The 22,078-nt window shown below is 63.2% G+C and carries 18 protein-coding genes; 11 read left to right on the top strand and 7 right to left on the bottom strand.

Going from position 1 to position 22,078, the window contains the following annotated elements:
• Positions 1 to 163: 163 nt before the first annotated feature.
• On the bottom strand, positions 164 to 2,140 hold the full coding sequence (gene mnmC / locus POS17_RS21700; RefSeq protein WP_060840467.1) for a bifunctional tRNA (5-methylaminomethyl-2-thiouridine)(34)-methyltransferase MnmD/FAD-dependent 5-carboxymethylaminomethyl-2-thiouridine(34) oxidoreductase MnmC: 1,977 nt from the start codon (positions 2,138 to 2,140) through the stop codon (positions 164 to 166).
• A gap of 147 nt (positions 2,141 to 2,287) precedes the next feature.
• On the opposite strand from mnmC, the gene pap reads away from it, so the two are divergent.
• From pap to POS17_RS21685, 3 genes are all read left to right on the top strand, one after another.
• A complete protein-coding gene (pap, locus tag POS17_RS21695) occupies positions 2,288 to 3,811 on the top strand; it encodes a polyphosphate:AMP phosphotransferase (RefSeq protein ID WP_060840466.1) in 1,524 nt (507 codons plus the stop codon).
• Positions 3,812 to 3,913: 102 nt separating this feature from the next.
• Complete coding sequence (locus tag POS17_RS21690) at positions 3,914 to 5,098, top strand: thiolase family protein (RefSeq protein ID WP_060840465.1); 1,185 nt, start codon at positions 3,914 to 3,916, stop codon at positions 5,096 to 5,098.
• A 147-nt stretch (positions 5,099 to 5,245) separates the two neighbouring features.
• On the top strand, positions 5,246 to 6,205 hold the full coding sequence (locus POS17_RS21685; protein WP_060840464.1) for a DMT family transporter: 960 nt from the start codon (positions 5,246 to 5,248) through the stop codon (positions 6,203 to 6,205).
• Positions 6,206 to 6,277: 72 nt separating this feature from the next.
• Here POS17_RS21685 and POS17_RS21680 read toward each other — a convergent pair whose 3' ends face one another.
• Positions 6,278 to 7,672: a class II fumarate hydratase gene (locus POS17_RS21680; protein ID WP_060840463.1), complete on the bottom strand. Its 1,395-nt coding sequence runs from the start codon at positions 7,670 to 7,672 to the stop codon at positions 6,278 to 6,280.
• 192 nt (positions 7,673 to 7,864) lie between these two features.
• Between POS17_RS21680 and POS17_RS21675 the strand changes: the two genes are divergently transcribed.
• The 7 genes from POS17_RS21675 (at position 7,865) to POS17_RS21645 (ending at position 15,743) form a co-directional block, all read left to right on the top strand.
• Positions 7,865 to 8,380, top strand: coding sequence for a DUF2059 domain-containing protein (locus tag POS17_RS21675; RefSeq protein WP_042940787.1), 516 nt, complete (start codon positions 7,865 to 7,867; stop codon positions 8,378 to 8,380).
• A gap of 12 nt (positions 8,381 to 8,392) precedes the next feature.
• Positions 8,393 to 8,686, top strand: coding sequence for a BolA family protein (locus tag POS17_RS21670; protein WP_060840462.1), 294 nt, complete (start codon positions 8,393 to 8,395; stop codon positions 8,684 to 8,686).
• Positions 8,687 to 8,852: 166 nt separating this feature from the next.
• Complete coding sequence (gene trhO, locus POS17_RS21665) at positions 8,853 to 9,794, top strand: oxygen-dependent tRNA uridine(34) hydroxylase TrhO (RefSeq protein ID WP_060840461.1); 942 nt, start codon at positions 8,853 to 8,855, stop codon at positions 9,792 to 9,794.
• Positions 9,795 to 9,830: 36 nt separating this feature from the next.
• Positions 9,831 to 10,433 (top strand): DsbA family protein, encoded by a 603-nt coding sequence (locus tag POS17_RS21660; protein ID WP_173655954.1) that lies wholly within the window; start codon positions 9,831 to 9,833, stop codon positions 10,431 to 10,433.
• A gap of 16 nt (positions 10,434 to 10,449) precedes the next feature.
• Positions 10,450 to 12,246, top strand: a complete 1,797-nt coding sequence (locus tag POS17_RS21655; RefSeq protein WP_173655953.1) for an ABC transporter ATP-binding protein — start codon at positions 10,450 to 10,452, stop codon at positions 12,244 to 12,246.
• Positions 12,247 to 12,453: 207 nt separating this feature from the next.
• Complete coding sequence (locus POS17_RS21650; RefSeq protein ID WP_060840458.1) at positions 12,454 to 14,913, top strand: EAL domain-containing protein; 2,460 nt, start codon at positions 12,454 to 12,456, stop codon at positions 14,911 to 14,913.
• Positions 14,914 to 14,990: 77 nt separating this feature from the next.
• Entirely contained in the window at positions 14,991 to 15,743 is a 753-nt protein-coding gene (locus tag POS17_RS21645; RefSeq protein ID WP_375136276.1) for a TenA family transcriptional regulator, read from the top strand.
• Between the two features lie 92 nt (positions 15,744 to 15,835).
• On the opposite strand, the gene POS17_RS21640 is transcribed toward POS17_RS21645, so the two are convergent.
• The 5 genes from POS17_RS21640 to POS17_RS21620 form a co-directional block, all read right to left on the bottom strand.
• A complete protein-coding gene (locus POS17_RS21640; RefSeq protein WP_060840456.1) occupies positions 15,836 to 16,762 on the bottom strand; it encodes a GGDEF domain-containing protein in 927 nt (308 codons plus the stop codon).
• Between the two features lie 368 nt (positions 16,763 to 17,130).
• Positions 17,131 to 17,871: a YciK family oxidoreductase gene (locus POS17_RS21635; RefSeq protein ID WP_060840455.1), complete on the bottom strand. Its 741-nt coding sequence runs from the start codon at positions 17,869 to 17,871 to the stop codon at positions 17,131 to 17,133.
• Positions 17,872 to 17,927: 56 nt separating this feature from the next.
• Positions 17,928 to 18,599, bottom strand: coding sequence for an N-acetylmuramic acid 6-phosphate phosphatase MupP (gene mupP, locus POS17_RS21630; protein ID WP_060840454.1), 672 nt, complete (start codon positions 18,597 to 18,599; stop codon positions 17,928 to 17,930).
• A 3-nt stretch (positions 18,600 to 18,602) separates the two neighbouring features.
• Positions 18,603 to 19,301 (bottom strand): bifunctional 2-polyprenyl-6-hydroxyphenol methylase/3-demethylubiquinol 3-O-methyltransferase UbiG, encoded by a 699-nt coding sequence (ubiG, locus tag POS17_RS21625; RefSeq protein ID WP_016964097.1) that lies wholly within the window; start codon positions 19,299 to 19,301, stop codon positions 18,603 to 18,605.
• A gap of 62 nt (positions 19,302 to 19,363) precedes the next feature.
• Entirely contained in the window at positions 19,364 to 20,695 is a 1,332-nt protein-coding gene (locus POS17_RS21620; protein ID WP_060840453.1) for a TRZ/ATZ family hydrolase, read from the bottom strand.
• 108 nt (positions 20,696 to 20,803) lie between these two features.
• Between POS17_RS21620 and mtnA the strand changes: the two genes are divergently transcribed.
• Complete coding sequence (gene mtnA, locus POS17_RS21615; RefSeq protein ID WP_060840452.1) at positions 20,804 to 21,880, top strand: S-methyl-5-thioribose-1-phosphate isomerase; 1,077 nt, start codon at positions 20,804 to 20,806, stop codon at positions 21,878 to 21,880.
• Positions 21,881 to 22,078: the final 198 nt, after the last annotated feature.

Genomic DNA, 22,078 nt, shown 5'->3' with positions numbered 1-22,078 from the left:
CAGTCGCCAAAAGGGCGGCTACCTGGAAACTGACCTGTGCATAACTCGGGAGTTTTAGATCGATCGGTTATAAGCCGACCGGTGGTGCTGAGGCGTGAAGAGCGGTTTTGCGTTCGGCCAAGGGCCGGCGGCGCTCTTCAACACCCGGGGTTGGCGCTCTGTCTCAGGCCTTGCCGCGAATCAGGCGGCGCAGGGCAAAGCGATTGGGATGGCAGGCTTCGGCCACGCTCCTGGGCAGTGGCAGCGGCTCGTTTTCCAGCCAGGCGGCCAGCAGTTCGCCGGACAGTGGCGCAGTGATCAGGCCGCGAGAACCGTGGCCGCTGTTGATGTACAGGCCGTCGAGCCAGGGGCAGGGCAGGTCCGGCACCTGGCGCGCGTCCTTGCCCAGGGCGGCGTAGGTGTCGGCGAACGCTGCCGGGTCCGCCAGGGGGCCGACGATGGGCAGGTAGTCCGGGCTGGTGCAACGGAAGGCCGCACGACCTTGCAGGCGGTCCAGGGGCAGTTGCTCGGCGTTCAGGCGTTGCAGCAGATCACTGGAGATTTCCCGCAGCATGTCCAGGTTGCCGGCATGCTCGGCGCTGGTCGGGGTCAGGTCCTGGCTCTTGAAGTCGAAGCTGGCGCCCAGGGTGTGCTCCCCAAGGCGCGGCGGAGCGACGTAACCCTCGGCGCAGACCACGGTGGCCAGGCTCTGGCTTTGCGCGGTCTGCGGCAGGCGGGTGATCTGCCCGCGAATGCGCTTGAGGGGCAATTCGGCACTGGCCGGGAAGCGCCTGATTTCGGCGGCACCGGCAAGGATCACCACCGCCGCACTGGCCAGCATCCGTTCGCCGTCCCAGGCTTGCCATTGCTGATCGACCCGGCGTAACTCCAGCACCTCCCGGTGCGCCAGGACCTGGATCTGCGGATGATCGGCCTGCCACTGACACAGCGCTGGCGGATGCACCCAGCCGCCTTCGGGGTAGAACAGGCCGCCGTGTTCCAGGCCGATGCCGGCCAGGGCCTGGGCCTCTGGCTGGCCCAGCCGCCGCAGCAGGTCGGCGGGGAAGGCCGCGGCCAACTGCGCCTGGCGCTCGGCTTCCTTGGGATTGAAGGCCAGTTGCAGTACCCCGCAGCCGTCCCAGTCCAGGCCACGTTGCAGGTGTTCCAGCTGGCGCCGGGTGTAGCCGAAACCGCTGAGGATCATTTGCGATAGCGCAGTGCCGTGGGCGGAGAGCTTGAGGTAGAGCACCCCTTGCGGATTGCCCGAGGCTTCCTGGGCCAGTTGTTCGTGGCGTTCGAGCAATTGCACCTGCCAGCCGCGGGCGGCAAGGCTGGCCGCACTGGCGCAGCCGGCCAGGCCGCCGCCGATCACCAGGGCGGTTTTGGCCTGGGCTGGCGGGCGGGCGAACCACGGCTTGGCCTGTGCCGGCGATGGACTGTCCTCGGGCCAGCCCAGGAATTCGCCGCGCAGCACTTCCCACTTGCGACCGATGCCCGGGGTGCGCTTCATCTTGAAACCCGCCGCGTTCAACAGGCGGCGTACCCAGCCGGTGCTGGTAAAGGTGCTGAGGGTGGACCCCGGTGCCGCCAGGCGCGCCAGTTCGGCGAACAGTTCCGGGGTCCACATGTCGGGGTTCTTCGCCGGGGCGAAGCCGTCGAGAAACCAGGCGTCGATCTGTGCGTCCAGGTGCGGCAACTGCTCCAAGGCGTCGCCGATCAGCAGGGTCAGGGTGACCCGGCCGTCGTCCAGCACGATGCGCTGGAAACCGCCGTGCACGGCGACGTAGTGCTTGAGCAGCTGCTGGCTCAGTTCCGTCAGTTCCGGCCACAGGGCCAGGGCCCGTTGCAGATCGGCCGGACTCAGGGGGTACTTTTCCACGCTGACGAAATGCAGCCGTGCAGTGGCCGGCGCCTGCTGCCGGAACAACTGCCAGGCGCAGAGAAAGTTCAGCCCGGTGCCGAAGCCGGTTTCACCGATGACGAAACGCGCATCGGCATTCAAGGCGGCAAAGCGTTCCCGCAGGCGGTTCTGTTCGATGAACACATGGCGGGTTTCCTCCAGGCCCGAGTCGCTGGAGAAGTACACGTCATCGAAGACCCGCGAGCGCGGGCGTCCTTGGTCGTCCCAGTCGAGCTGGGCGTGGGGCAGTTCAGGTGTCATGTTCGGCTCGTCTGGCGCAAGGCGGCCATTCTAGCCGATCGCCGGCGCCGTGCCTGATCCACGGCAAGGCTGAGCGGGGTCGGGGATTTGTTTTCCTTGGCCGAGGCCGATCCGCTAGTCTTGGACAATTCTTGGAAGGAGCCACCCATGTTCGAATCCGCTGAAATCGGTCACGCCATCGACAAAGAAACCTACGATGCCGAAGTGCCGGCCTTGCGCGAAGCCTTGCTCGAGGCGCAGTTCGAGCTGCGCCAGAAGGCCAGGTTTCCGGTGATTGTGTTGATCAATGGCGTCGAGGGCGCGGGCAAGGGCGAGACGGTCAAGCTGCTCAACGAATGGATGGACCCGCGGCTGATCGAAGTGCGCACCTTCGACCAGCAGACCGATGAAGAACTGTCGCGACCGCCGGCCTGGCGCTACTGGCGGATGCTTCCGGCCAAGGGCCGCATGGGGGTGTTCTTCGGCAACTGGTACAGCCAGATGCTCCAGGGCCGGGTGCATGGCCAGATCAAGGACCCGCGCCTGGACCAGGCGATCAATGGCGCCGAACGCCTGGAAAAGATGCTCTGCGATGAAGGCGCGCTGATCTTCAAGTTCTGGTTTCACCTGTCCAAGAAACAGATGAAGGACCGCCTCAAGTCCTTGCAGGATGATCCGCTGCACAGCTGGCGCATCAGCCCGCTGGACTGGCAGCAGTCAGAAACCTACGACAAGTTCGTCAAGTACGGCGAACGGGTCCTGCGGCGTACCAGTCGCGACTATGCGCCCTGGCATGTGATCGAGGGTGTCGATCCGCATTACCGCAGCCTTACCGTGGGCCGGATCCTTCTGGAGGGCCTGCAGAATGCCTTGAACCGCCAGCCGCTGAGACCGGCCCAGGTCAACGCCGCGCCGTTGCCGACAGCGGTGGATGAGCTGAGTCTGCTGGACAGCCTGGACATGACCCAGCACCTGGACAAGGACGACTACGAGGAGCAGTTGATTACCGAGCAGGCGCGCCTGGCCGGTCTGCTGCGGGACAAGCGCATGCGCAAGCACGCCCTGGTGGCGGTCTTCGAGGGCAATGACGCGGCGGGCAAGGGCGGCGCCATTCGTCGGGTCGCCGCGGCCCTGGACCCGCGCCAATACAGCATCGTGCCGATTGCCGCGCCCACTGAAGACGAACGCGCGCAGCCCTATCTCTGGCGTTTCTGGCGGCATATTCCGGCGCGCGGCAAGTTCACCATCTTCGATCGTTCCTGGTACGGCCGGGTCCTGGTGGAGCGGGTCGAGGGCTTCTGCCAGCCCGCGGACTGGCTGCGGGCCTACAGCGAGATCAACGACTTCGAGGAGCAGTTGGCCGATGCCCGGGTGATCGTGGTGAAGTTCTGGCTGGCCATCGACAAGGACACGCAACTGGAGCGTTTCCAGGTGCGGGAGGCGATTCCCTTCAAGCGCTTCAAGATCACCGAGGACGATTGGCGCAACCGCGATAAATGGGGCGATTACCGCCTTGCCGTCGGCGACATGGTCGACCGTACCAGTACCGAAGTGGCGCCCTGGACCCTGGTGGAAGCCAACGACAAGCGCTGGGCCCGGGTCAAGGTTCTGCGCACCATCAACCGTGCCCTGGAAGCCGCCTTCGAGCGCTCCGACAAGCACGACAAGAAAGACCGGAAGGACAAGAAGTAGGCCGATGGTCGCGCATACGCCCAGTGAATGATTGTCGCGGCAGCGAGGGAGGGGCATCTATGCTCGAGGCTCTTCCTGCTGCCAACAACAATGAGGTGCGTCATGCGTGAAGTGGTGATCGTCGACAGCGTACGGACTGGCCTGGCCAAGTCCTTTCGCGGCAAGTTCAACCAGACCCGTCCGGATGACATGGCCGCGCACTGCGTCAATGCGCTGCTCGCCCGCAATGGCATCGATCCGGCCAGCGTCGAGGACTGCATCGTCGGCGCCGGTTCCAATGAAGGGGCCCAGGGCTTCAACATCGGCCGCAACGTCGCGGTGCTCTCGGCCCTGGGTACCGGCACGGCGGGCATGACCCTCAACCGTTTCTGCTCCTCGGGCCTGCAGGCGATCGCCATCGCCGCCAACCAGATCGCCTCCGGCTGCAGCGACATCATCGTTGCCGGTGGTGTCGAGTCCATCAGCCTGACCATGAAGAGCGTCAACACCGACAACCTGATCAACCCGCTGCTCAAGGAGCAGGTGCCGGGCATCTACTTCCCCATGGGCCAGACTGCCGAGGTGGTGGCCCGGCGCTACAACGTCAGCCGTGAAGCCCAGGACCGGTATTCCCTGCAAAGCCAGCAGCGTACCGCCCAGGCCCAGGCCGACGGCCTGTTTCGCGACGAGATCGTGCCGATGACGGTCAAGTACCACGTCGAGGACAAGCACACCGGGCAAGTACAGATGCTCGACGGTGTAGTGGATCGTGACGACTGCAACCGCCCGGATACCACCCTGGAAAACCTTGCGGCCCTCAAGCCGGTGTTTGCCGAGGACGGTTCGGTGACCGCGGGCAACTCTTCGCAGCTGTCCGATGGCGCCTCCATGACCCTGGTGATGAGCCTGGAACGGGCCCTGGCCCTGGGGCTCAAGCCCAAGGCGTTCTTCCGTGGCTTTACCGTCGCCGGCTGCGAGCCGGACGAGATGGGCATCGGCCCGGTGTTCTCGGTGCCCAAGCTGCTCAAGGCCAAGGGCCTGAAGGTGGATGACATCGATCTGTGGGAACTCAACGAGGCATTTGCCTCGCAGTGCCTGTATGCCCGCGACCGCCTGGAGATCGACAACGCCAAGTACAACGTCAATGGCGGCTCGATCTCCATCGGCCACCCGTTCGGCATGACCGGCTCGCGCCAGGTCGGGCATCTGGTGCGTGAATTGCAGCGGCGCAACCTGCGTTACGGCATTGTCACCATGTGCGTGGGCGGTGGCATGGGCGCCACGGGGCTGTTCGAAGCCGTGCGCTAGTTTTCGCGGAGTCGGCAAGCCGGCTCCTGCGGGGCCGGTTTGCGACCTGCACAATTCTGTTTGCGCTGGGTCGCCAACTGTCACTGTGTCGAGGGTTGGCGCGGGCCTAGAATGTGCACCTCACTGGCACGGCTTTTTGGGGTTCGCATGCACGTCTCGTCCGGTCGTTGGGTCTACGGTCTGTTCCTGGCCCTGTTGACCGCGCTGTTGTGGGGCATCCTGCCCATCAAGCTCAAGCAAGTGCTGCTGGTGATGGACCCGGTCACCGTGACCTGGTTTCGCCTGCTGGTGTCCGGCGGCTGCCTGTTCCTCTATCTGGCGGCGGTCAGGCGCCTGCCACGCTGGCGCTTGCTCGGCCCGAAAGGGATATGGCTGGTACCGATCTCGGTCTTGGGCCTGGTGGGCAACTACGTGCTGTACCTGATGGGCCTGAACCTGCTGAGCCCGGGCACCGCGCAACTGGTGGTGCAGATGGGACCGATCCTGTTGCTGATCGCCAGTGTGTTTGTGTTTAAGGAGCGGTTCAGCCTGGGGCAGGGACTGGGGTTGCTGGTGCTGCTGATTGGCTTCGGGCTGTTCTTCAATCAACGGCTGACCGAGCTGCTGACCTCGCTCAGTGACTACACCGCCGGCGTTCTGACCATTCTCGCCGCTTCCGCGGTCTGGACCTTCTATGCCCTGGGCCAGAAGCAGCTGCTGAGCGTGTGGAATTCCTTGCAGGTGATGATGGTGATCTACCTGTTCTGCGCCTTGTTGCTGACGCCCTGGGTACACCCGCTGGAAGCCCTGGAGCTGAGCCCCCTGCAAGGCTGGCTGTTGCTCGCCTGTTGCCTGAATACCCTGATCGCCTACGGTGCCTTTGCCGAGGCCCTGGCGCATTGGGAGGCGTCGCGGGTCAGCGCGACCCTGGCGATCACGCCCCTGGTGACCTTTGCCGCGGTGGCGTGGGCGGCCTGGGTCTGGCCGGAGCATGTGCAGGCCGAACAGATCAACGGCCTGGGTTATGGCGGGGCGCTGCTGGTGGTGCTGGGGTCGGCGCTGACGGCCCTGGGGCCGTCATTGATGGCGGGGTTGCGCGCCCGGCGGCAGCGGATCGCGGCGGGGTGAGCTGCGCTGGCGAGTCAGTTCCTGCAGCAACCCGTCTGTAGGGACTGGCTGGCCAGCGAACAAGACGCCGCGCTAACCCTGTTTTCCGGCCTCCAGCATGTTTTCCGGGCGGACCCAGGCATCGAACTGCTCATCGGTCAGGTAGCCCAGCTCCAGCGCCGCTTCGCGCAGGGTCAGGTTTTCGGCATAGGCCTTCTTGGCGATCTCGGCGGCCTTGTCGTAGCCGATGTGGGTGTTCAGCGCGGTCACCAGCATCAGGCCGCGTTCCAGGTGCGCGGCCATCTGCTGGGGATCCGGTTCCAGCCCGGTGATGCAGTGCTGCTGGAAGTTGCTGCAGCCGTCGGCCAGCAAGCGGATCGATTGCAACAGGTTGTGGATGATCACCGGCTTGAACACGTTCAACTGCAGATGGCCCTGGCTGGCGGCAAAGCCGATCGCCACGTCGTTGCCCATCACTTGGCAGGCGAGCATCGACAGGGCTTCGCACTGGGTCGGGTTGACCTTGCCGGGCATGATCGAGCTGCCCGGTTCGTTGGCCGGCAGCTTGACTTCGGCCAGCCCCGCCCGCGGGCCAGAGCCCAGCAGGCGCAGGTCGTTGGCGATTTTCATCAGGCACACCGCGAGGGTTTTCAGCGCGCCGGACAGGGTGGTCAGCGGCTCGTGGCCGGCCAGGGCGGCGAACTTGTTGGGGGCGGTGACGAACGGCAGGCCGGACAGCGCGGCCAGTTCGGCGGCGATGGCTTCACCGAAGCCGTGGGGCGAATTCAGCCCGGTGCCCACCGCGGTGCCGCCCTGGGCCAGTTCGCAGACTGCCGGCAAGGCGCTGCGGATGGCCCGTTCGGCGTAGCCCAGTTGAGCGATGAAAGCGGAGATTTCCTGACCGAAGGTAATGGGCGTGGCATCCATCATGTGAGTGCGTCCGGTCTTCACCAGCTTCATGTGCCGGGCCGACAGTTCGGCCAGGCCGCCGGACAGCTCGGTGATCGCCGGCAGCAGTTGGAACTGCACGGCCTGGGCCGCCGCGATGTGCATGGCGGTGGGGAAGCAGTCGTTGGAGCTTTGCGAGCGGTTGACATGATCGTTGGGGTGCACCGGATACTTGCCGCCCCGGGGATTGCCCGCCAGTTCGTTGGCCCGCCCGGCCAGGACCTCGTTGACGTTCATGTTGCTCTGGGTGCCGCTGCCGGTCTGCCACACCACCAGGGGGAACTGATCGTCATGCTCGCCGGCCAGCACTTCGTCGGCTGCCTGTTCGATCAGCCGGGCGATGTCGGCGGGGATATCGCCATTGCGATCATTGACCCGGGCGGCGGCTTTCTTGATCAGGGCCAGGGCATGCAGCACGGCCAGGGGCATGCGCTCGTTGCCGATGGCGAAGTTGATCAGCGAGCGCTGGGTCTGTGCGCCCCAATAGGCTTGTTCCGGGACTTCAACCTGGCCCAGGCTGTCGGTTTCGATTCGATTCATCGTGACATTCCTCCAAGTCTGACTGGCCAGTTTAGGCCCTGATCTGCGGCCCGGGTTCCGTGCGCGGAGGTTTTGTGTCGGTTATCCGGGCAAAACCGGGGTCGCTGGGGCGTGGGGTTGAGGGACGCGGATTAATAGGCGCAGAATGGGCGCCCTTGGGGTTTTACCTCGCCTGCTAGAAAAGGAAACTCGATGACCCGTTTTCGTGCCATCTGTACCGCGGTTGTTCTGGTGTGTGCCAGCGGCCAGGTTCTTGCCGATACCGCCAGCCACAACGCCAGTGCCGAGGCCTTCCTGACCCTGGCCCATGCGGACAAGCTCGGTACGCCGGTGTACATGCAAGTCCAGCAAATGTTCGCCCAGCGTTTTGAACAGACCAAAGCCCCGGAATCCAAACGCGCTCTGCTGGAAACCTACCAGGCCAAGGCCAACGCCGCGCTGGATCAGGCCATTGGCTGGAACAAGCTGAAACCGGACATGGTCAAGCTCTACACCAGCAACTTCAGCGAGTCCGAGCTCAAGGACCTGGTCGCGTTCTACCAGTCGCCACTGGGCAAGAAAGTCCTGGAAAAAATGCCCCAACTGACCCAGCAATCGGCGCAGATGACCCAGGCCAAGCTGGAAAGCGCGGTGCCGGTGGTGAACAAGCTGCTGGCCGATATGACCGCCGAGCTCGAGCCCAAGGCGGCCCCGGCGAAGAAGAAGTAAGCGGAGCCCGCAATGACCATGCAACAACGTATCGAAGCGGCGCTCGCGGCCCTGCAGCCCGAGCACCTGCAAGTGCTGGATGAAAGCCACATGCACAGCCGTGGCCTGGAAACCCACTTCAAGGCGGTACTGGTCAGCGAGCAGTTCGCCGGCCTCAACAGCGTCAAGCGTCACCAGAAGGTCTACGCCACCCTCGGTGAGCTGATGGGCCAGTTCCATGCGTTGGCGCTGCACACCTACACCCCCGAGGAGTGGTCGAAGATCGGTGTGGCTCCGGCCTCGCCGACTTGCGCCGGTGGTCGATAGGAGCGGGTGCGTCTCGCCGCAGTTCTGAGGTCACTCAGGTGCGGCTTGCCGCTTGGAGCTTGAGGCTGCCTTTCTGATAGAATCCGCAACGCGCCGCTTATGCCGGCGCGTTTTTTTTTGCATCCGGTTCACCCTTTACGAGGGTAGCCACCTGGAGAGATTTCCCATGACACAACCCATTGTCGTGGCGGCACTGTACAAGTTCGTCACCCTCGAAGATTACGTCAGTCTGCGCGAGCCCCTGTTGCAGGCCATGCTCGACAACGGCATCAAGGGCACCTTGCTGATCGCCGAAGAAGGCATCAACGGCACGGTTTCCGGCAGCCGCGAAGGCATTGACGGGCTGCTGGCCTGGCTGAAGAACGATCCGCGCATGGTCGATATCGATCACAAAGAGTCGTATTGCGACGAGCAGCCGTTCTATCGCACCAAGGTCAAGCTCAAGAAAGAGATCGTCACCCTGGGTGTGCCCGGCGTGGACCCCAACAAGAAAGTCGGGACCTATGTCGAGCCCCAGGACTGGAACACCCTGATCAGCGATCCGGAAGTGCTGCTGATCGACACCCGTAACGACTACGAAGTGTCCATCGGCACCTTCGAAGGCGCCATCGACCCCAAGACCACCAGCTTCCGCGAGTTTCCGGACTACATCAAAGCCAACTTCGACCCGAGCAAGCACAAGAAGGTGGCGATGTTCTGCACCGGCGGCATCCGCTGCGAGAAGGCGTCGAGCTACATGCTCAGCGAGGGCTTCGACGAGGTGTTCCACCTCAAGGGCGGGATCCTCAAGTACCTCGAAGAGGTGCCACAAGAGGAGAGCAAGTGGCAGGGCGACTGCTTCGTGTTCGACAACCGGGTCACCGTTCGCCACGACTTGAGCGAAGGCGACTACGATCAATGTCATGCCTGCCGGACTCCGGTGAGCGTCGAGGATCGGGCGTCCGAGCACTATGTGCCCGGCATCAGCTGCCCGCATTGCTGGGACAAGCTGAGCGAGAAGACCCGCCGCAGTGCCATCGACCGGCAGAAGCAGATCGAATTGGCCAAGGCGCGCAACATGCCGCACCCGATCGGTTACAACTACAAGCAATCTTCCTCCGAGGCTTGAGCCATGTCTGCCCGCCTGCTCTATGTGATGGACCCGATGTGTTCGTGGTGCTGGGGTTTTGCGCCCGTGGCCCAGGCCCTGGCAGAGCAGGCCCAGGCTGCCGGTGTCGAGCTGCATCTGGTGGTGGGCGGCTTGCGCACCGGGAGCGGCTCGGCGCTGGAACCCAACACCCGGCGCTACATTCTTGAGCACTGGCAGGCGGTGCAGCAGGCTACAGGCCAGCCGTTCACCTTCGAAGGCGCCTTGCCCGATGGCTTTGTCTACGACACCGAGCCGGCTTGCCGGGCGATCGTCACCGCCCGGAGCCTGGCCCCGGACTGCGCCTGGAGGCTGCTGGGGCTGATCCAGCGGGCGTTCTATGTCGAAGGCCGTGATGTCACCCTGGCCAGTGTGCTGGTCGAGCTGGCGGAGCAGGCCGGGGTTCCGCGGATCGAGTTCGCCGAAGCCTTCGACCGGGCCGAGCAGCACGCGGCCACGGCGGCGGACTTCACCTGGGTCCAGGACCTGGGAATCGCCGGATTTCCGACCTTGCTGGCAGAGCGCAACGGCCAGTTGGCGCTGCTGACCAATGGCTATCAGCCGCTGAGCGAGTTGTCGCCGTTGCTTGGCCGCTGGCTGGAGCGCGCCGCCTGTGCCTGAGCCGGTCGAATCCAGCATCCCCGGCAAAACCGTCGATCGTCTGAGCTGGGGTGAGATCCGCCGTCTGGCCCTGCACCACCGGAAGTCGCTGTGGATCGCCAACGGCGTGGCCGTGCTGGCAACGCTGTGCAGTGTGCCGATTCCGCTGTTGCTGCCATTGCTGGTGGACGAGGTGCTGCTGGGGCATGGCGACGCGGCGCTGCAAGTGATGAACCGCCTGCTGCCGGGCGGCTGGCAGAGCGCGGCGGGCTACATCGGCCTGATGCTGCTGGCGACCTTGATCCTGCGTTGCTCCGCCCTGGTGTTCAACGTGGTCCAGGCGCGGCTGTTTGCCGGGCTGGCCAAGGACATCGTCTACCGGATCCGGGTGCGCCTGATCGAGCGGCTCAAGCGTATTTCCCTGGGGGAATACGAAAGCCTGGGGGGCGGCACGGTGACCACCCACCTGGTCACCGATCTGGACACCGTGGACAAGTTCGTCGGTGAAACCCTCAGCCGGTTCCTGGTGGCCATGCTGACCCTGGTGGGCACGGCGGGCATCCTGATGTGGATGCACTGGAAGCTGGCGCTGCTGATCCTGCTGTTCAACCCGCTGGTGATCTTTGCCACGGTGCAACTGGGCAAGCGGGTCAAGCACCTGAAAAAACTGGAAAACGACAGCACCTCGCGGTTCACCCAGGCGCTGACCGAGACGCTGGAGGCGATTCAGGAAATTCGAGCCGGCAACCGTCAGGGCTACTTTCTCGGTCGCCTGGGGCGGCGTGCCGAAGAGGTGCGCGATTATGCCGTGGCCTCGCAGTGGAAGAGCGATGCCTCGGGCCGGGCCAGCGGCCTGTTGTTTCAGTTCGGCATCGATATCTTCCGCGCCGCCGCGATGCTCACGGTGCTGTTCTCCGACCTGTCCATCGGCCAGATGCTGGCGGTGTTCAGCTACCTGTGGTTCATGATCGGCCCGGTGGAGCAGTTGCTGAACCTGCAATACGCCTACTACGCCGCCGGCGGGGCCCTGACCCGGATCAACGAGTTGCTGGCGCGGGCCGACGAGCCGCAGTACAGCGGTGGTACGGATCCGTTCCTGGGCTGCGAAACCGTGGGCATCGAGGTCCGCGGCCTGAGCTTCGGTTACGGCGATGAACGGGTGCTGGACAACCTGAACCTGTCCATTGCGCCTGGCGAAAAGGTGGCCATCGTCGGCGCCAGTGGCGGTGGCAAGAGCACCCTGGTGCAGCTGCTGCTGGGGTTGTACACGCCGCAGACCGGCGTGATCCGTTTTGGTGGTGCGACCCAGCAGGAAATCGGCCTGGAAACCGTGCGCGATAACGTCGCCGTGGTGCTGCAGCATCCTGCGCTGTTCAACGACACCATTCGCGCCAACCTGACCATGGGGCGCGAGCGCAGTGACAGCGCCTGCTGGCAGGCTCTGGAAATTGCCCAGTTGGACGCCACCGTCAGGGCCCTGCCGCAGGGACTGGACAGCGTGGTCGGACGTTCCGGGGTGCGTTTGTCCGGTGGCCAGCGCCAGCGCCTGGCCATTGCACGGATGGTCCTGGCCGAGCCCAAGGTGGTGATCCTGGACGAGGCCACCTCAGCCCTGGATGCCGCCACCGAATACAACCTGCATCAGGCCTTGACGCGCTTTCTGCGTGGGCGGACTACGCTGATCATTGCTCATCGCCTGTCGGCGGTAAAACAGGCAGACCGGGTTTTGGTGTTCGATGGCGGACAGATTGCCGAAGATGGCGACCATCAGCAGCTTATTGCCGATGGCGGCCTATATGCCAAGCTTTACGGGTATCTGCAGCAGGTTCGATAGTCTTGAGTTTTATCCGGCTTTCTGTGCTTAGTGCTTGAATTTCCTGGTGGAATAACCGTTTCAGCGTGAGGCAGCGGCCGTTTCCTCCTGCTGGTCAGATTCGCTTGCAGCTCGCCTTGCGTCGGATCTGAGGAAATTGGCCTAATCTGTGCTGGCTGGGGCGGGACTACTGGGTGTTCATTTGGCAGTGCGCGAGCAAGGACCCTCATGAAGCAAAAGCGGACTTTCGCAACGCCGCGGTTGTTGGGCATCGTCTGGCCCTTTATCGCCGTGGTGTTATTCCAAGCCTTGTTGGGCGGCCTCAGCCTCTATGTCCTGTCGGCAGTGCGTGGTTACGTGGCTGGCGAAAGCCTGTGGTCCAAAGGGCAGAAGGACGCCATCTACTACCTCAATCTGTACGCCGACAGCCGCGACGAAGGCACCTTTCTCAAATACCAGAACGCCATAGCCGTGCCTCAGGGCGGGCATGAGCTGCGGGTGGCCCTGGATCGCCAGCCGCCGGATCTTGAGGCGGCGCGGCTGGGGATCCTCAAGGGCGGCAATCACCCGGATGACGTCCCCAGCCTGATCTGGCTGTATCTCAACTTCCGTCATTTCAGCTATCTGGAAAAGGCCATCGATTTGTGGACGGTGGGTGACGGCTACCTGCTGCAGCTCGATACGGTGGCCCGAGAGATGCACCAGGGGATCGGCAGCAACAGCGCCAGCGAAGCCGACGTCAAGCGCTGGAAGGGTCAGATCTTTGCCATCAACGATGGGGTGACGCCGGCGGCCAAGGCCTTCAGCGACGCCCTGGGAGAGGGCTCGCGGGTGATCTTGCGCCTGTTGCTGGTGACCAACCTGGCCACGGCGTTGGTCCTGATTGCCCTGGCGTTGCTGCGCACCCACAAGCTGCTGGCCCAGCGCCATGCCTTTGCCGACGCCTTGCAACTGGAGAAGGAGCGCGCGCAGATTACCCTGCAATCGATTGGCGATGGGGTAATCACCACGGATGTCGAGGGCGCCATTGCCTATATGAACCCGGCCGCGGAAGAGTTGACCCGCTGGAAGGCCGAGCAGGCGGTGGGATTGCCCCTGGCCGCGCTGTTCAATCTGCTGGATGAGAATGCCCAGACCGATGGGTTCACCCTGATCGAGCACATTCTCAGCGGCCAGCTCAGCGGTGGCAGCGAACATTCCAAGCTGATCCAGCGCCTGGATGGCAGCACGGTCTCGGTGACCCTGGTGGGGGCGCCAATCCGTAATGCCGGCAAGGTCAGTGGCACGGTGCTGGTGCTGCATGATATGACCCAGGAGCGGCAGTACATCGCCAATCTGTCCTGGCAGGCGACCCACGATGCACTGACCGGGCTGGCCAACCGCCGCGAGTTCGAGTTCCGCCTGGAGCAGGCCCTGCACAACCTGATCCGCCAGCCGGCCCGGCACGCGTTGATGTTCCTGGATCTGGACCAGTTCAAGCTGGTCAACGACACCTGTGGTCATGCCGCCGGAGACGAGTTGCTGCGACATATTTGTGCGCTGCTGCAGTCGGGGCTGCGCGAAGGTGACACCCTGGCGCGGCTGGGGGGCGACGAGTTCGGGATTCTCCTGGAAAACTGCTCGCCGGAGGCGGCGGAAAAGATTGCCGAAGGGCTGCGTCAGACAGTGCAGAATCTGCACTTTGTCTGGAAGGGCCGGCCGTTCGTCACCACGGTGAGTATCGGTCTGGTGCACATCGCCCAGACCCCGACCACCCTTGAGGCGTCATTGCGGGCGGCGGATATGGCCTGCTACATGGCCAAGGAAAAAGGACGCAACCGGGTCCAGGTCTACCATGCCGACGATTCGGAGCTTTCCCTGCGATTCGGCGAGATGGCCTGGGTCCAGCGTCTGCACATGGCTCTCGAGGAGAACCGTTTCTGCCTCTATTCCCAGGAAATCACGGCCTTGGGTCATGCCGAGCGTGAGGGTGGGCATGTCGAGATTCTCCTGCGTCTGCACGACGAGGCGGGCAGGATGATCCTGCCGGACAGCTTTATCCCGGCGGCGGAGCGCTACGGCCTGATGACCTCTCTGGATCGCTGGGTGGTGCAGAACGTGTTCAAAGTCATTGCCCAGTGCATCGCCGAGGGGCGTGAAGGGCCCATGGCCATGTGCGCGATCAACTTGTCGGGGATCACCATTGGCGACGACGAATTTCTCGACTTCCTGAGGGAGCAGTTCATCGTCTACGGCGTACCGCCGCAGATGATCTGTTTTGAAATTACTGAAACCAGTGCGATTGCCAATTTGGGCAGTGCGATCCGTTTTATAAATGAACTCAAGGGCTTGGGCTGTCATTTTTCCCTGGACGACTTTTGTGCGGGAATGTCGTCGTTCGCTTATCTCAAACATTTGCCTGTAGACTTCCTCAAGATCGATGGAAGTTTCGTAAAGGATATGCTGGACGACCCGATTAACCGCGCCATGGTCGAAGTGATCAACCACATCGGGCATGTCATGGGTAAGCGCACGATTGCCGAGTTTGTTGAAACACCGCAGATCGAGCAGGCCTTGCTTGAGATCGGCGTGGATTATGCTCAAGGCTACATTGTTGAACGCCCGCAATTGTTTACCTGTGACAGCCTGCAGTGTCGACCCGTGCGACCACGGCCCTTGTTGTTCAAGGCGCCCGGCACCTTCCGTTGAAACCTCTTTTGGGTCCGCACATCACAATCAAAAGGAGTCCGACAGTGATCGACACATTCAACCGAACCGGCCCGCTCATGGAAGCTGCCAGCTACCCCGCCTGGACCCAGCAATTGATCCAGGACTGCAGCGAGAGCAAGCGCCGTGTGGTGGAGCATGAGCTGTACCAGCGCATGCGCGACAACAAGCTCAGCGCCAAAGTCATGCGCCAGTACCTGATCGGCGGCTGGCCGGTGGTTGAGCAGTTTGCCCTGTACATGGCGCAGAACCTGACCAAGACCCGTTTTGCCCGCCACCCCGGCGAGGACATGGCGCGCCGCTGGCTGATGCGCAACATTCGTGTCGAACTCAATCATGCCGATTACTGGGTGCACTGGAGTCGGGCCCACGGTGTGACCCTGGAGGACTTGCAGGCCCAGCAAGTGCCACCGGAACTGCATGCCCTGAGTCATTGGTGCTGGCACACCAGCTCTGCGGATTCGCTGATCGTGGCTATTGCGGCCACCAATTACGCCATCGAAGGGGCGACGGGCGAATGGTCGGCCCTGGTTTGCTCCAGTGGTGTCTACGCTGCCGCGTTCCCGGAAGAGGAGCGCAAGCGCGCCATGAAGTGGCTGAAGATGCATGCCCAGTACGATGATGCTCATCCCTGGGAAGCGTTGGAGATCATTGTCACCCTGGCGGGCCTGAATCCGAGCAAGGCGCTGCAAGCCGAGCTGCGGCAGGCGATCTGCAAAAGCTATGACTACATGTTCCTGTTTCTGGAACGTTGCATGCAGCAGGAAAAGACCACGGTAACCCGCGAGCGTCTCGCGCTGGTCGAGGGGTAAGGCAGGAGGTGCGGGCAGGTCGCTGGTCGCCGGCGCGGGGCGCTTGTGACGATGGCGTTGCCCGCCACTGCTTGTGAGGTGTGGGCCGGCGTCTAGCCGGCCATCGCCAGGCGATTGCGGCCCTCGCGCTTGGCCACGTACAGCGCGCTGTCGGCGCGACGCAACAGGCTCTCGGCGGACTCTCCCGGCAGCAGGGTCGAGCAGCCCAGACTCACCGTCAGTTCGATTGAGTGGTCATCGGCTCGATACTCCTGCGCTTGCGCGGCATGTCGCAGCCGTTCTCCCACCATTGCTGCGGCTTCGCGTCCAGTGTTGGAAAGCAGGATCAGGAACTCCTCCCCGCCAAAGCGAAACACCATGTCCACATTGCGCAACTGCGCCTTGATCGAGGCCGCCACGGCTTTGAGCACTTCGTCGCCGGTACTGTGGCCGTAGCTGTCGTTGATCCGCTTGAAGTGATCGATATCCAGCATCAGCAATGACAGTGGTAGCTGGTGGCGGCGAGCCATCTCGATTTCCCGTTGCAGGGTCTGGTCCATGGCGATGCGGTTGCCGGTGTCGGTCAGCGGATCGCGCAGTGCACTGCGGGTGGCGGCGCGATACAGCAGGGCGTTGCGCATGGGGTACAGCAGGGTGGACAGCAACGACTCCAGGCTGCCCTGTTCGCTGTCGCTGAAACGCTGGTTGCGCCGGAACACCAGTTCGCCCATGGGCTCGCCTTCATGGCTCAGGCTGTAGCTGATGGAGTGGTGCCCGCGCTGGCCAAATTCCAGGCGCAGATCACTGGGGGCGTGCTCATAGCGCAGGGCATCAAGGGGGACCAGTCTTTGCGCTTCGCGAAAGAACAGGCCGAGGATGCGTTGTGGCTCAAGGCTGGTCTGCAGTTGCAGGCTCAGTTGCTGGCGCAATTGTCCGAGGCTGATGGGGTGCTTGACCGGCGGTGTCTGTTGGCCAAAACCCAGGCGTTGCAATTTCGCGCTATCGAAGTCAATTGCGTTGGTCTGGGAAGGTGTTTTCATCTGAGCTTGAGCCCCCTGAGCACTGTGTACGCTGTTACTGCCTGGGTGAGAGCGGCTCGGAGCTGCGCGTCATACTGTTCCTTCAGTCCCGTAGGACAATTGCGCGCATTTTATGCCGCTCGCCATTGGCTAGAAAGCCCTTGGCGCAAGCCGGTTACCACAGTGTTGATGCACTGTGCGTTGAGTGTTCTTAGAGCGAAACTCGTGCCATTCGGTTCATCTGAATAAAACTCGTTTTAATTCAAATGGTTGGTGATTGTTTCGGAAGGCATGTCGCCTCAAGCGACACTTGTTTGGCTTGAGAACCCCCGAGAACCGGGAGCGGTAGAGGCATCGCGCCAGTATTCTGGCGCGACGAACGGGAGGGGTTACTGCGCGTCGAAAGCCTGGCCGTTGATCCCGGCGCTGTCCGGGCCCATGAGGTACAGGTAGACCGGCATGATCTCTTCCGGTGTCGGGTTGTTGCTCGGGTTTTCCCCGGGGTAGGCCTGGGCCCGCATGCTGGTGCGGGTGGCGCCGGGGTTGATGCTGTTGGCGCGAACCGGGGCCACGGTATCCAGCTCATCGGCCAGGGTTTGCATCAGGCCCTCGGTGGCGAACTTGGACACGCCGTAAGCCCCCCAATAGGCCCGCCCCTTGCGTCCGACGCTGCTGGAGGTGAAGACCACCGAGGCATCCTGGGACAGCTTGAGCAAGGGCAGCAGGGTGCTGGTCAGCATGAACATCGCGTTGACGTTGACTTGCATCACCCGCATGAAGTTTTCCCCCGACAACTGCTCCAGCGGTGTGCGAGGGCCAATGATCGAGGCGTTGTGCAGCAGGCCGTCGAGATGGCCGAACTCGGTCTCGATCATCGCCGCCAGCTCGTCGTATTGGTGTGGCAGGGCGGTTTCCAGGTTGAACGGGATCACCGCAGGCTGAGGGTGGCCCGCGGCTTCGATGGCGTCGTAGACCTCGGCCAGGTTGGCTTCGGTCTTGCCCAGCAACAGTACCGTGGCGCCGTGGGCAGCGAAGGTCTTGGCGGCGGCGGCGCCGATGCCGCGGCCGGCGCCGGTGACCAGGATGACCCGATCCTTGAGCAGTTCGGGGCGAGCGGAGTAATCAAACATAAAGGGCCTCAACAGAAAATGGAGCGTTCCCGGCGCTTAGCCGGGAATGCCGCTGCTCAGCAGCTGCACAATGCGTTATCCAGAACCTGGCGCAGTTCCAGCGGGTGATTGATCACCACATCGGCGCCCCAGTGCCGGGGGTTATCGTCCGGATGGATGTAGCCATAGGTCACTGCGGCAGTCTTGGTGCCGGCGTCGCGGCCGGACTCGATGTCTCGCAGGTCGTCGCCGACGAACAGGACGCTGGCAGGGTCCAGGTCGAGCATCTTGCACGCCAGGATCAGCGGCTCCGGATCGGGCTTGCTGTTCTTGACGTGGTCAGGGCAGATCAGCAGCGCCGAGCGCTCGGCCAGTCCCAGTTGCTGCATGATCGGTTCGGCGAAGCGCAGCGGCTTGTTGGTGACCACGCCCCAGATCAGATTGGCTTTTTCGATATCGGCCAGCAGCTCGGCCATGCCGTCGAAGAGCCGGCTGTGCACGGCGCAATGCGCGAGGTAGCGCTCGAGGAACTCCAGGCGCAGTTCTTCGAAGCCCGGGGATTCCGGATCCATGGAGAAGGTCACTGCCACCATGGCCTTGGCGCCGCCGGAGACTTCGTCGCGAATGTGCTGATCGTTGATCGGTGGCAAGCCGCGATCATGGCGCATGCCCTGGCAGACCGCGATGAAGTCCGGCGCAGTATCGAGCAGGGTGCCATCCATATCGAAAAGAACGGCTCTGATAGCCATGTCTCACTCCTCTCGCAGGGTCTGGATCATGTAGTTGACGTCAACGTCCGCCGCCAGCTTGTAGTGCTTGGTCAGCGGGTTGTAGGTCAGGCCAATGATGTCCTTGACGGTCAGGCCGGCGGAGCGGCTCCAGGCGCCAAGCTCCGAGGGGCGGATGAATTTCTTGAAATCGTGAGTGCCGCGGGGCAGCAGCTTCATGATGTATTCCGCACCGATGATGGCGAACAGGTAGGCCTTGGGGTTGCGGTTGATGGTCGAGAAGAACACCTGGCCGCCGGGCTTGACCATGCGGAAGCAGGCACGGATGACCGATGAAGGATCGGGAACGTGTTCGAGCATCTCCAGGCAGGTGACCACGTCGAATTGCTCGGGCATTTCCTCGGCCAGGGCTTCGGCGGTGATCTGCCGGTACTCGACGTTGACGCCGGATTCCAGCTGGTGCAGTTGTGCCACGGCAAGGGGGGCCTCGCCCATGTCGATGCCGGTTACGGTGGCGCCACGTTGGGCCATGGCTTCGCTGAGGATGCCGCCGCCACAGCCGACGTCGAGGACTTTCTTGCCCGCCAGGCCGACCCGCTCATCGATCCAGTTGACCCGCAGCGGGTTGATGTCGTGCAGGGGCTTGAATTCGCTTTCGCGGTCCCACCAGCGATGGGCCAGGGCTTCGAATTTGGCGATTTCAGCGTGGTCGACGTTGCTCATGGGTGGTGCTCCAAAGCTAATGAATGCTGTGTTGGGCCTCGAGCATCCGCTCAAGGCCCGGGTTATTGGGTGTGGCCGCCGATGCGCTGGCCCCAGCTGCGGGCGGTGGCGCCAAGCTGTTGTTCATCGAGGCGGGTCAGGCGCCGGTCCTCCAGCAGTTGCTTGCCGGCGACCCACAGGTGCCTGACGCAGTCCCGGCCGGTGGCGTAGATCAGTTGCGACACCGGGTCGTAAATCGGTTGCTGGGCCAGTCCGGACAGGTCGAAGGCCACCAGGTCTGCGGCCTTGCCGATTTCCAGGGAGCCGACTTCGCTCTCCAGGCCCATGGCCCTGGCGCCGTTGAGGGTGGCCATGCGCAGCGCGCGATGGGCGTCCAGGGCGGTTGCCGATCCGGCCACGGCCTTGGCCAGCAGGGCCGCGGTGCGAGTCTCCCCCAGCAGATCCAGATCGTTGTTGCTGGCCGCGCCATCGGTGCCCAGCGCAACATTGACTCCGGCCTGCCACAGGCGCTCCACCGGGCAGAAGCCGCTGGCCAATTTCAGGTTGGACTCCGGGCAATGAATGACGCTGGTGTTGGTTTCTACCAGTAAAGCCAGGTCGTCATCGCTGATTTGGGTCATGTGAACGGCCTGGAAGCGCGGTCCCAGCAGTCCGAGGCGAGCCAGGCGCGCCAGCGGCCGTTCACCGCGCTGCTCCAGGGATTGCTGCACCTCGAATGCGGTTTCATGCACGTGCATGTGGATCGAGGCGTCGAGCTCTTCGGCGATCACCCGAATCTTTTCCAGGTTTTCGTCGCCCACGGTGTAGGGGGCGTGGGGGCCGAAGGTGATCTTGATCCGTGGGTGATGCTTGAGGTCGCCAAACAGTTCCACTCCCTGACGAATGGCTTCGTCGGCGTCGTGGGCGCCGGGGATGGGGAAGTCCAGGATCGGCATGGCGATCTGTGCACGAATGCCGCTGTTGTGCACCCGTTCACTGGCAACCTTTGGGAAGAAGTACATGTCAGAGAAACAGGTGATACCGCCTTTGATCTGTTCGGCGATGGCCAGGTCGGTGCCGTCACGGACGAAGGCTTCATCCACCCACTTGGCTTCGGCGGGCCAGATGTGCTTCTCCAGCCAGGTCATCAGTGGCAGGTCGTCGGCCAGGCCTCGAAACAGGGTCATGGCCGCGTGCCCATGGGCGTTGATCAGACCGGGGCTGAGCAGCATGCCGGGCAGCTCGCGGATTTCGCTGGCGCGGCACTTCAAGGCTTCGCTGCGTGGCCCGATGAAGTGGATGCGGCCGTCGCGGATGCCCAGCCCGTGGTCCTTGAGCACGACCCCGGCCGGCTCCACCGGTACCAACCAGGTCGGCAACAGCAGCAGGTCGAGCGCAATGTCACGGTTTGGCATCGAATATCGGTCCAGGGCTTCATATAAAGGATGGCGAAGTATACCCGAGCGTCCTGGCGGGGTGATCGCTATAATCGGCCGCTTTTGTTCATGAGTACGGGGTGAGGGATGCGCGATCGTCTGTTGGCTGCGGAGAAGGTCAAGGCCATTGAATGGCGAGATAGCACTCTGTACCTGCTCGATCAGCGGAAATTGCCCCGCGAGCAAGTCTGGGTTGCATGCGACAGTGTGGCCGGGGTGGTTGAGGCGATTCGCTCGATGGTGGTGCGCGGTGCGCCGGCCATTGGCATCTGCGCGGCCTATGGCGTGGTCCTGGCGGTGGGCGCGCGCCTTGCCGCGGGCGGTGACTGGCTGGCAGCCCTGGAAGAGGATTTCAACCTGCTGGCGGACTCGCGCCCAACCGGTGGTCATTTGCTCTGGACCCTGAATCGCATGCGCGAGCGCCTGGATCGGGTCAAGGATCAGGCCAGTCCACTGGCGGCCCTGGAAGCCGAGGCACTGGCGATCCACGAAAGCGATCGGGAGGCCAATCTGACCATGGCCCAATTGGGCGTGGAGCTGATTCGCCGGCATCAGGGCAATCCCCAGGTCCTATTGACTCACTGCAACACCGGCGCCTTGGGCTCCGGCGGTTTCGGCACTGCGCTGGGGGTGATCCGTGCGGCGTGGCTGGAAGGCATGGTCGAGCGGGTCTATGTCGATGAAACGCGGCCCTGGCTGCAAGGCTCGCGCTTGACCGCCTGGGAGCTGGCCCATGAGGGGATTGCGTGCACCATCAATGCCGACTCCGCGGCCGCGCACATCATGAAGACCAAGGGGGTGACCTGGGTGGTGGTCGGCGCTGATCGGATCTGCGCCAATGGTGATGTGGCGAGCAAGATCGGCACTTATCAACTGGCGGTCAATGCCATGCACCATGGCGTGCGCTTCATGGTGGTGGCCTCCAGTTCGAGCATTGATATGACCCTGGTCAGTGGCGAGGATGTTCCTCTGGAAGAGCGCGAAGGCAGTGAGCTGCTGGATGTCGGCGGGCAACCGCTGGGTGCCTTGGTGGAAGTCTTCAATCCGGTATTCGATGTGACCCCGGCGGACCTGATCGATGCCATCGTCACCGAGAAGGGCGTTGTCGAGCGTCCGGACGCCGCCAAGATGGCGCAATTGATGTGTCGCAAGCGCTTGCATTGACCGTGGTCCGCGGAAATGGTCGGTGGCGACTTCCCGGGGCGGCTGTCCAGTCAGCAAAAAACGGTCAAATGCGTACGAATTTGTCCTCTGAGGCTCTCTCGTCTCTTATCAGGCTGTCACCGGTCAACTAACTATGCTCCATGCGCGTCTGGGGGATAGGTGCGTGGCGGCGATTGTGATAACATCCGGCGGTTTCCA

The organism is Pseudomonas sp. Os17 (assembly GCF_001547895.1).
In the GTDB taxonomy this organism is placed as follows: domain Bacteria; phylum Pseudomonadota; class Gammaproteobacteria; order Pseudomonadales; family Pseudomonadaceae; genus Aquipseudomonas.
Note: the sequence above shows the minus strand (reverse complement) of the source record. Positions and strands in the feature narration are given on the sequence as shown.

What these genes read in the sequence shown, in the direction of transcription:
- POS17_RS21640 (WP_060840456.1), bottom strand. Translation starts at nt 16,762, where the DNA reads ATGAAAACACCTTCCCAGACCAACGCAATTGACTTCGATAGCGCGAAA.
- mnmC (WP_060840467.1), bottom strand. Translation starts at nt 2,140, where the DNA reads ATGACACCTGAACTGCCCCACGCCCAGCTCGACTGGGACGACCAAGGA.
- POS17_RS21650 (WP_060840458.1), top strand. Translation starts at nt 12,454, where the DNA reads ATGAAGCAAAAGCGGACTTTCGCAACGCCGCGGTTGTTGGGCATCGTC.
- POS17_RS21660 (WP_173655954.1), top strand. Translation starts at nt 9,831, where the DNA reads ATGTGTTCGTGGTGCTGGGGTTTTGCGCCCGTGGCCCAGGCCCTGGCA.
- POS17_RS21675 (WP_042940787.1), top strand. Translation starts at nt 7,865, where the DNA reads ATGACCCGTTTTCGTGCCATCTGTACCGCGGTTGTTCTGGTGTGTGCC.
- ubiG (WP_016964097.1), bottom strand. Translation starts at nt 19,301, where the DNA reads ATGAGCAACGTCGACCACGCTGAAATCGCCAAATTCGAAGCCCTGGCC.
- trhO (WP_060840461.1), top strand. Translation starts at nt 8,853, where the DNA reads ATGACACAACCCATTGTCGTGGCGGCACTGTACAAGTTCGTCACCCTC.
- POS17_RS21620 (WP_060840453.1), bottom strand. Translation starts at nt 20,695, where the DNA reads ATGCCAAACCGTGACATTGCGCTCGACCTGCTGCTGTTGCCGACCTGG.
- mtnA (WP_060840452.1), top strand. Translation starts at nt 20,804, where the DNA reads ATGCGCGATCGTCTGTTGGCTGCGGAGAAGGTCAAGGCCATTGAATGG.
- mupP (WP_060840454.1), bottom strand. Translation starts at nt 18,599, where the DNA reads ATGGCTATCAGAGCCGTTCTTTTCGATATGGATGGCACCCTGCTCGAT.
- POS17_RS21635 (WP_060840455.1), bottom strand. Translation starts at nt 17,871, where the DNA reads ATGTTTGATTACTCCGCTCGCCCCGAACTGCTCAAGGATCGGGTCATC.
- POS17_RS21685 (WP_060840464.1), top strand. Translation starts at nt 5,246, where the DNA reads ATGCACGTCTCGTCCGGTCGTTGGGTCTACGGTCTGTTCCTGGCCCTG.
- POS17_RS21645 (WP_375136276.1), top strand. Translation starts at nt 14,991, where the DNA reads ATGGAAGCTGCCAGCTACCCCGCCTGGACCCAGCAATTGATCCAGGAC.
- POS17_RS21680 (WP_060840463.1), bottom strand. Translation starts at nt 7,672, where the DNA reads ATGAATCGAATCGAAACCGACAGCCTGGGCCAGGTTGAAGTCCCGGAA.
- POS17_RS21670 (WP_060840462.1), top strand. Translation starts at nt 8,393, where the DNA reads ATGACCATGCAACAACGTATCGAAGCGGCGCTCGCGGCCCTGCAGCCC.
- pap (WP_060840466.1), top strand. Translation starts at nt 2,288, where the DNA reads ATGTTCGAATCCGCTGAAATCGGTCACGCCATCGACAAAGAAACCTAC.
- POS17_RS21690 (WP_060840465.1), top strand. Translation starts at nt 3,914, where the DNA reads ATGCGTGAAGTGGTGATCGTCGACAGCGTACGGACTGGCCTGGCCAAG.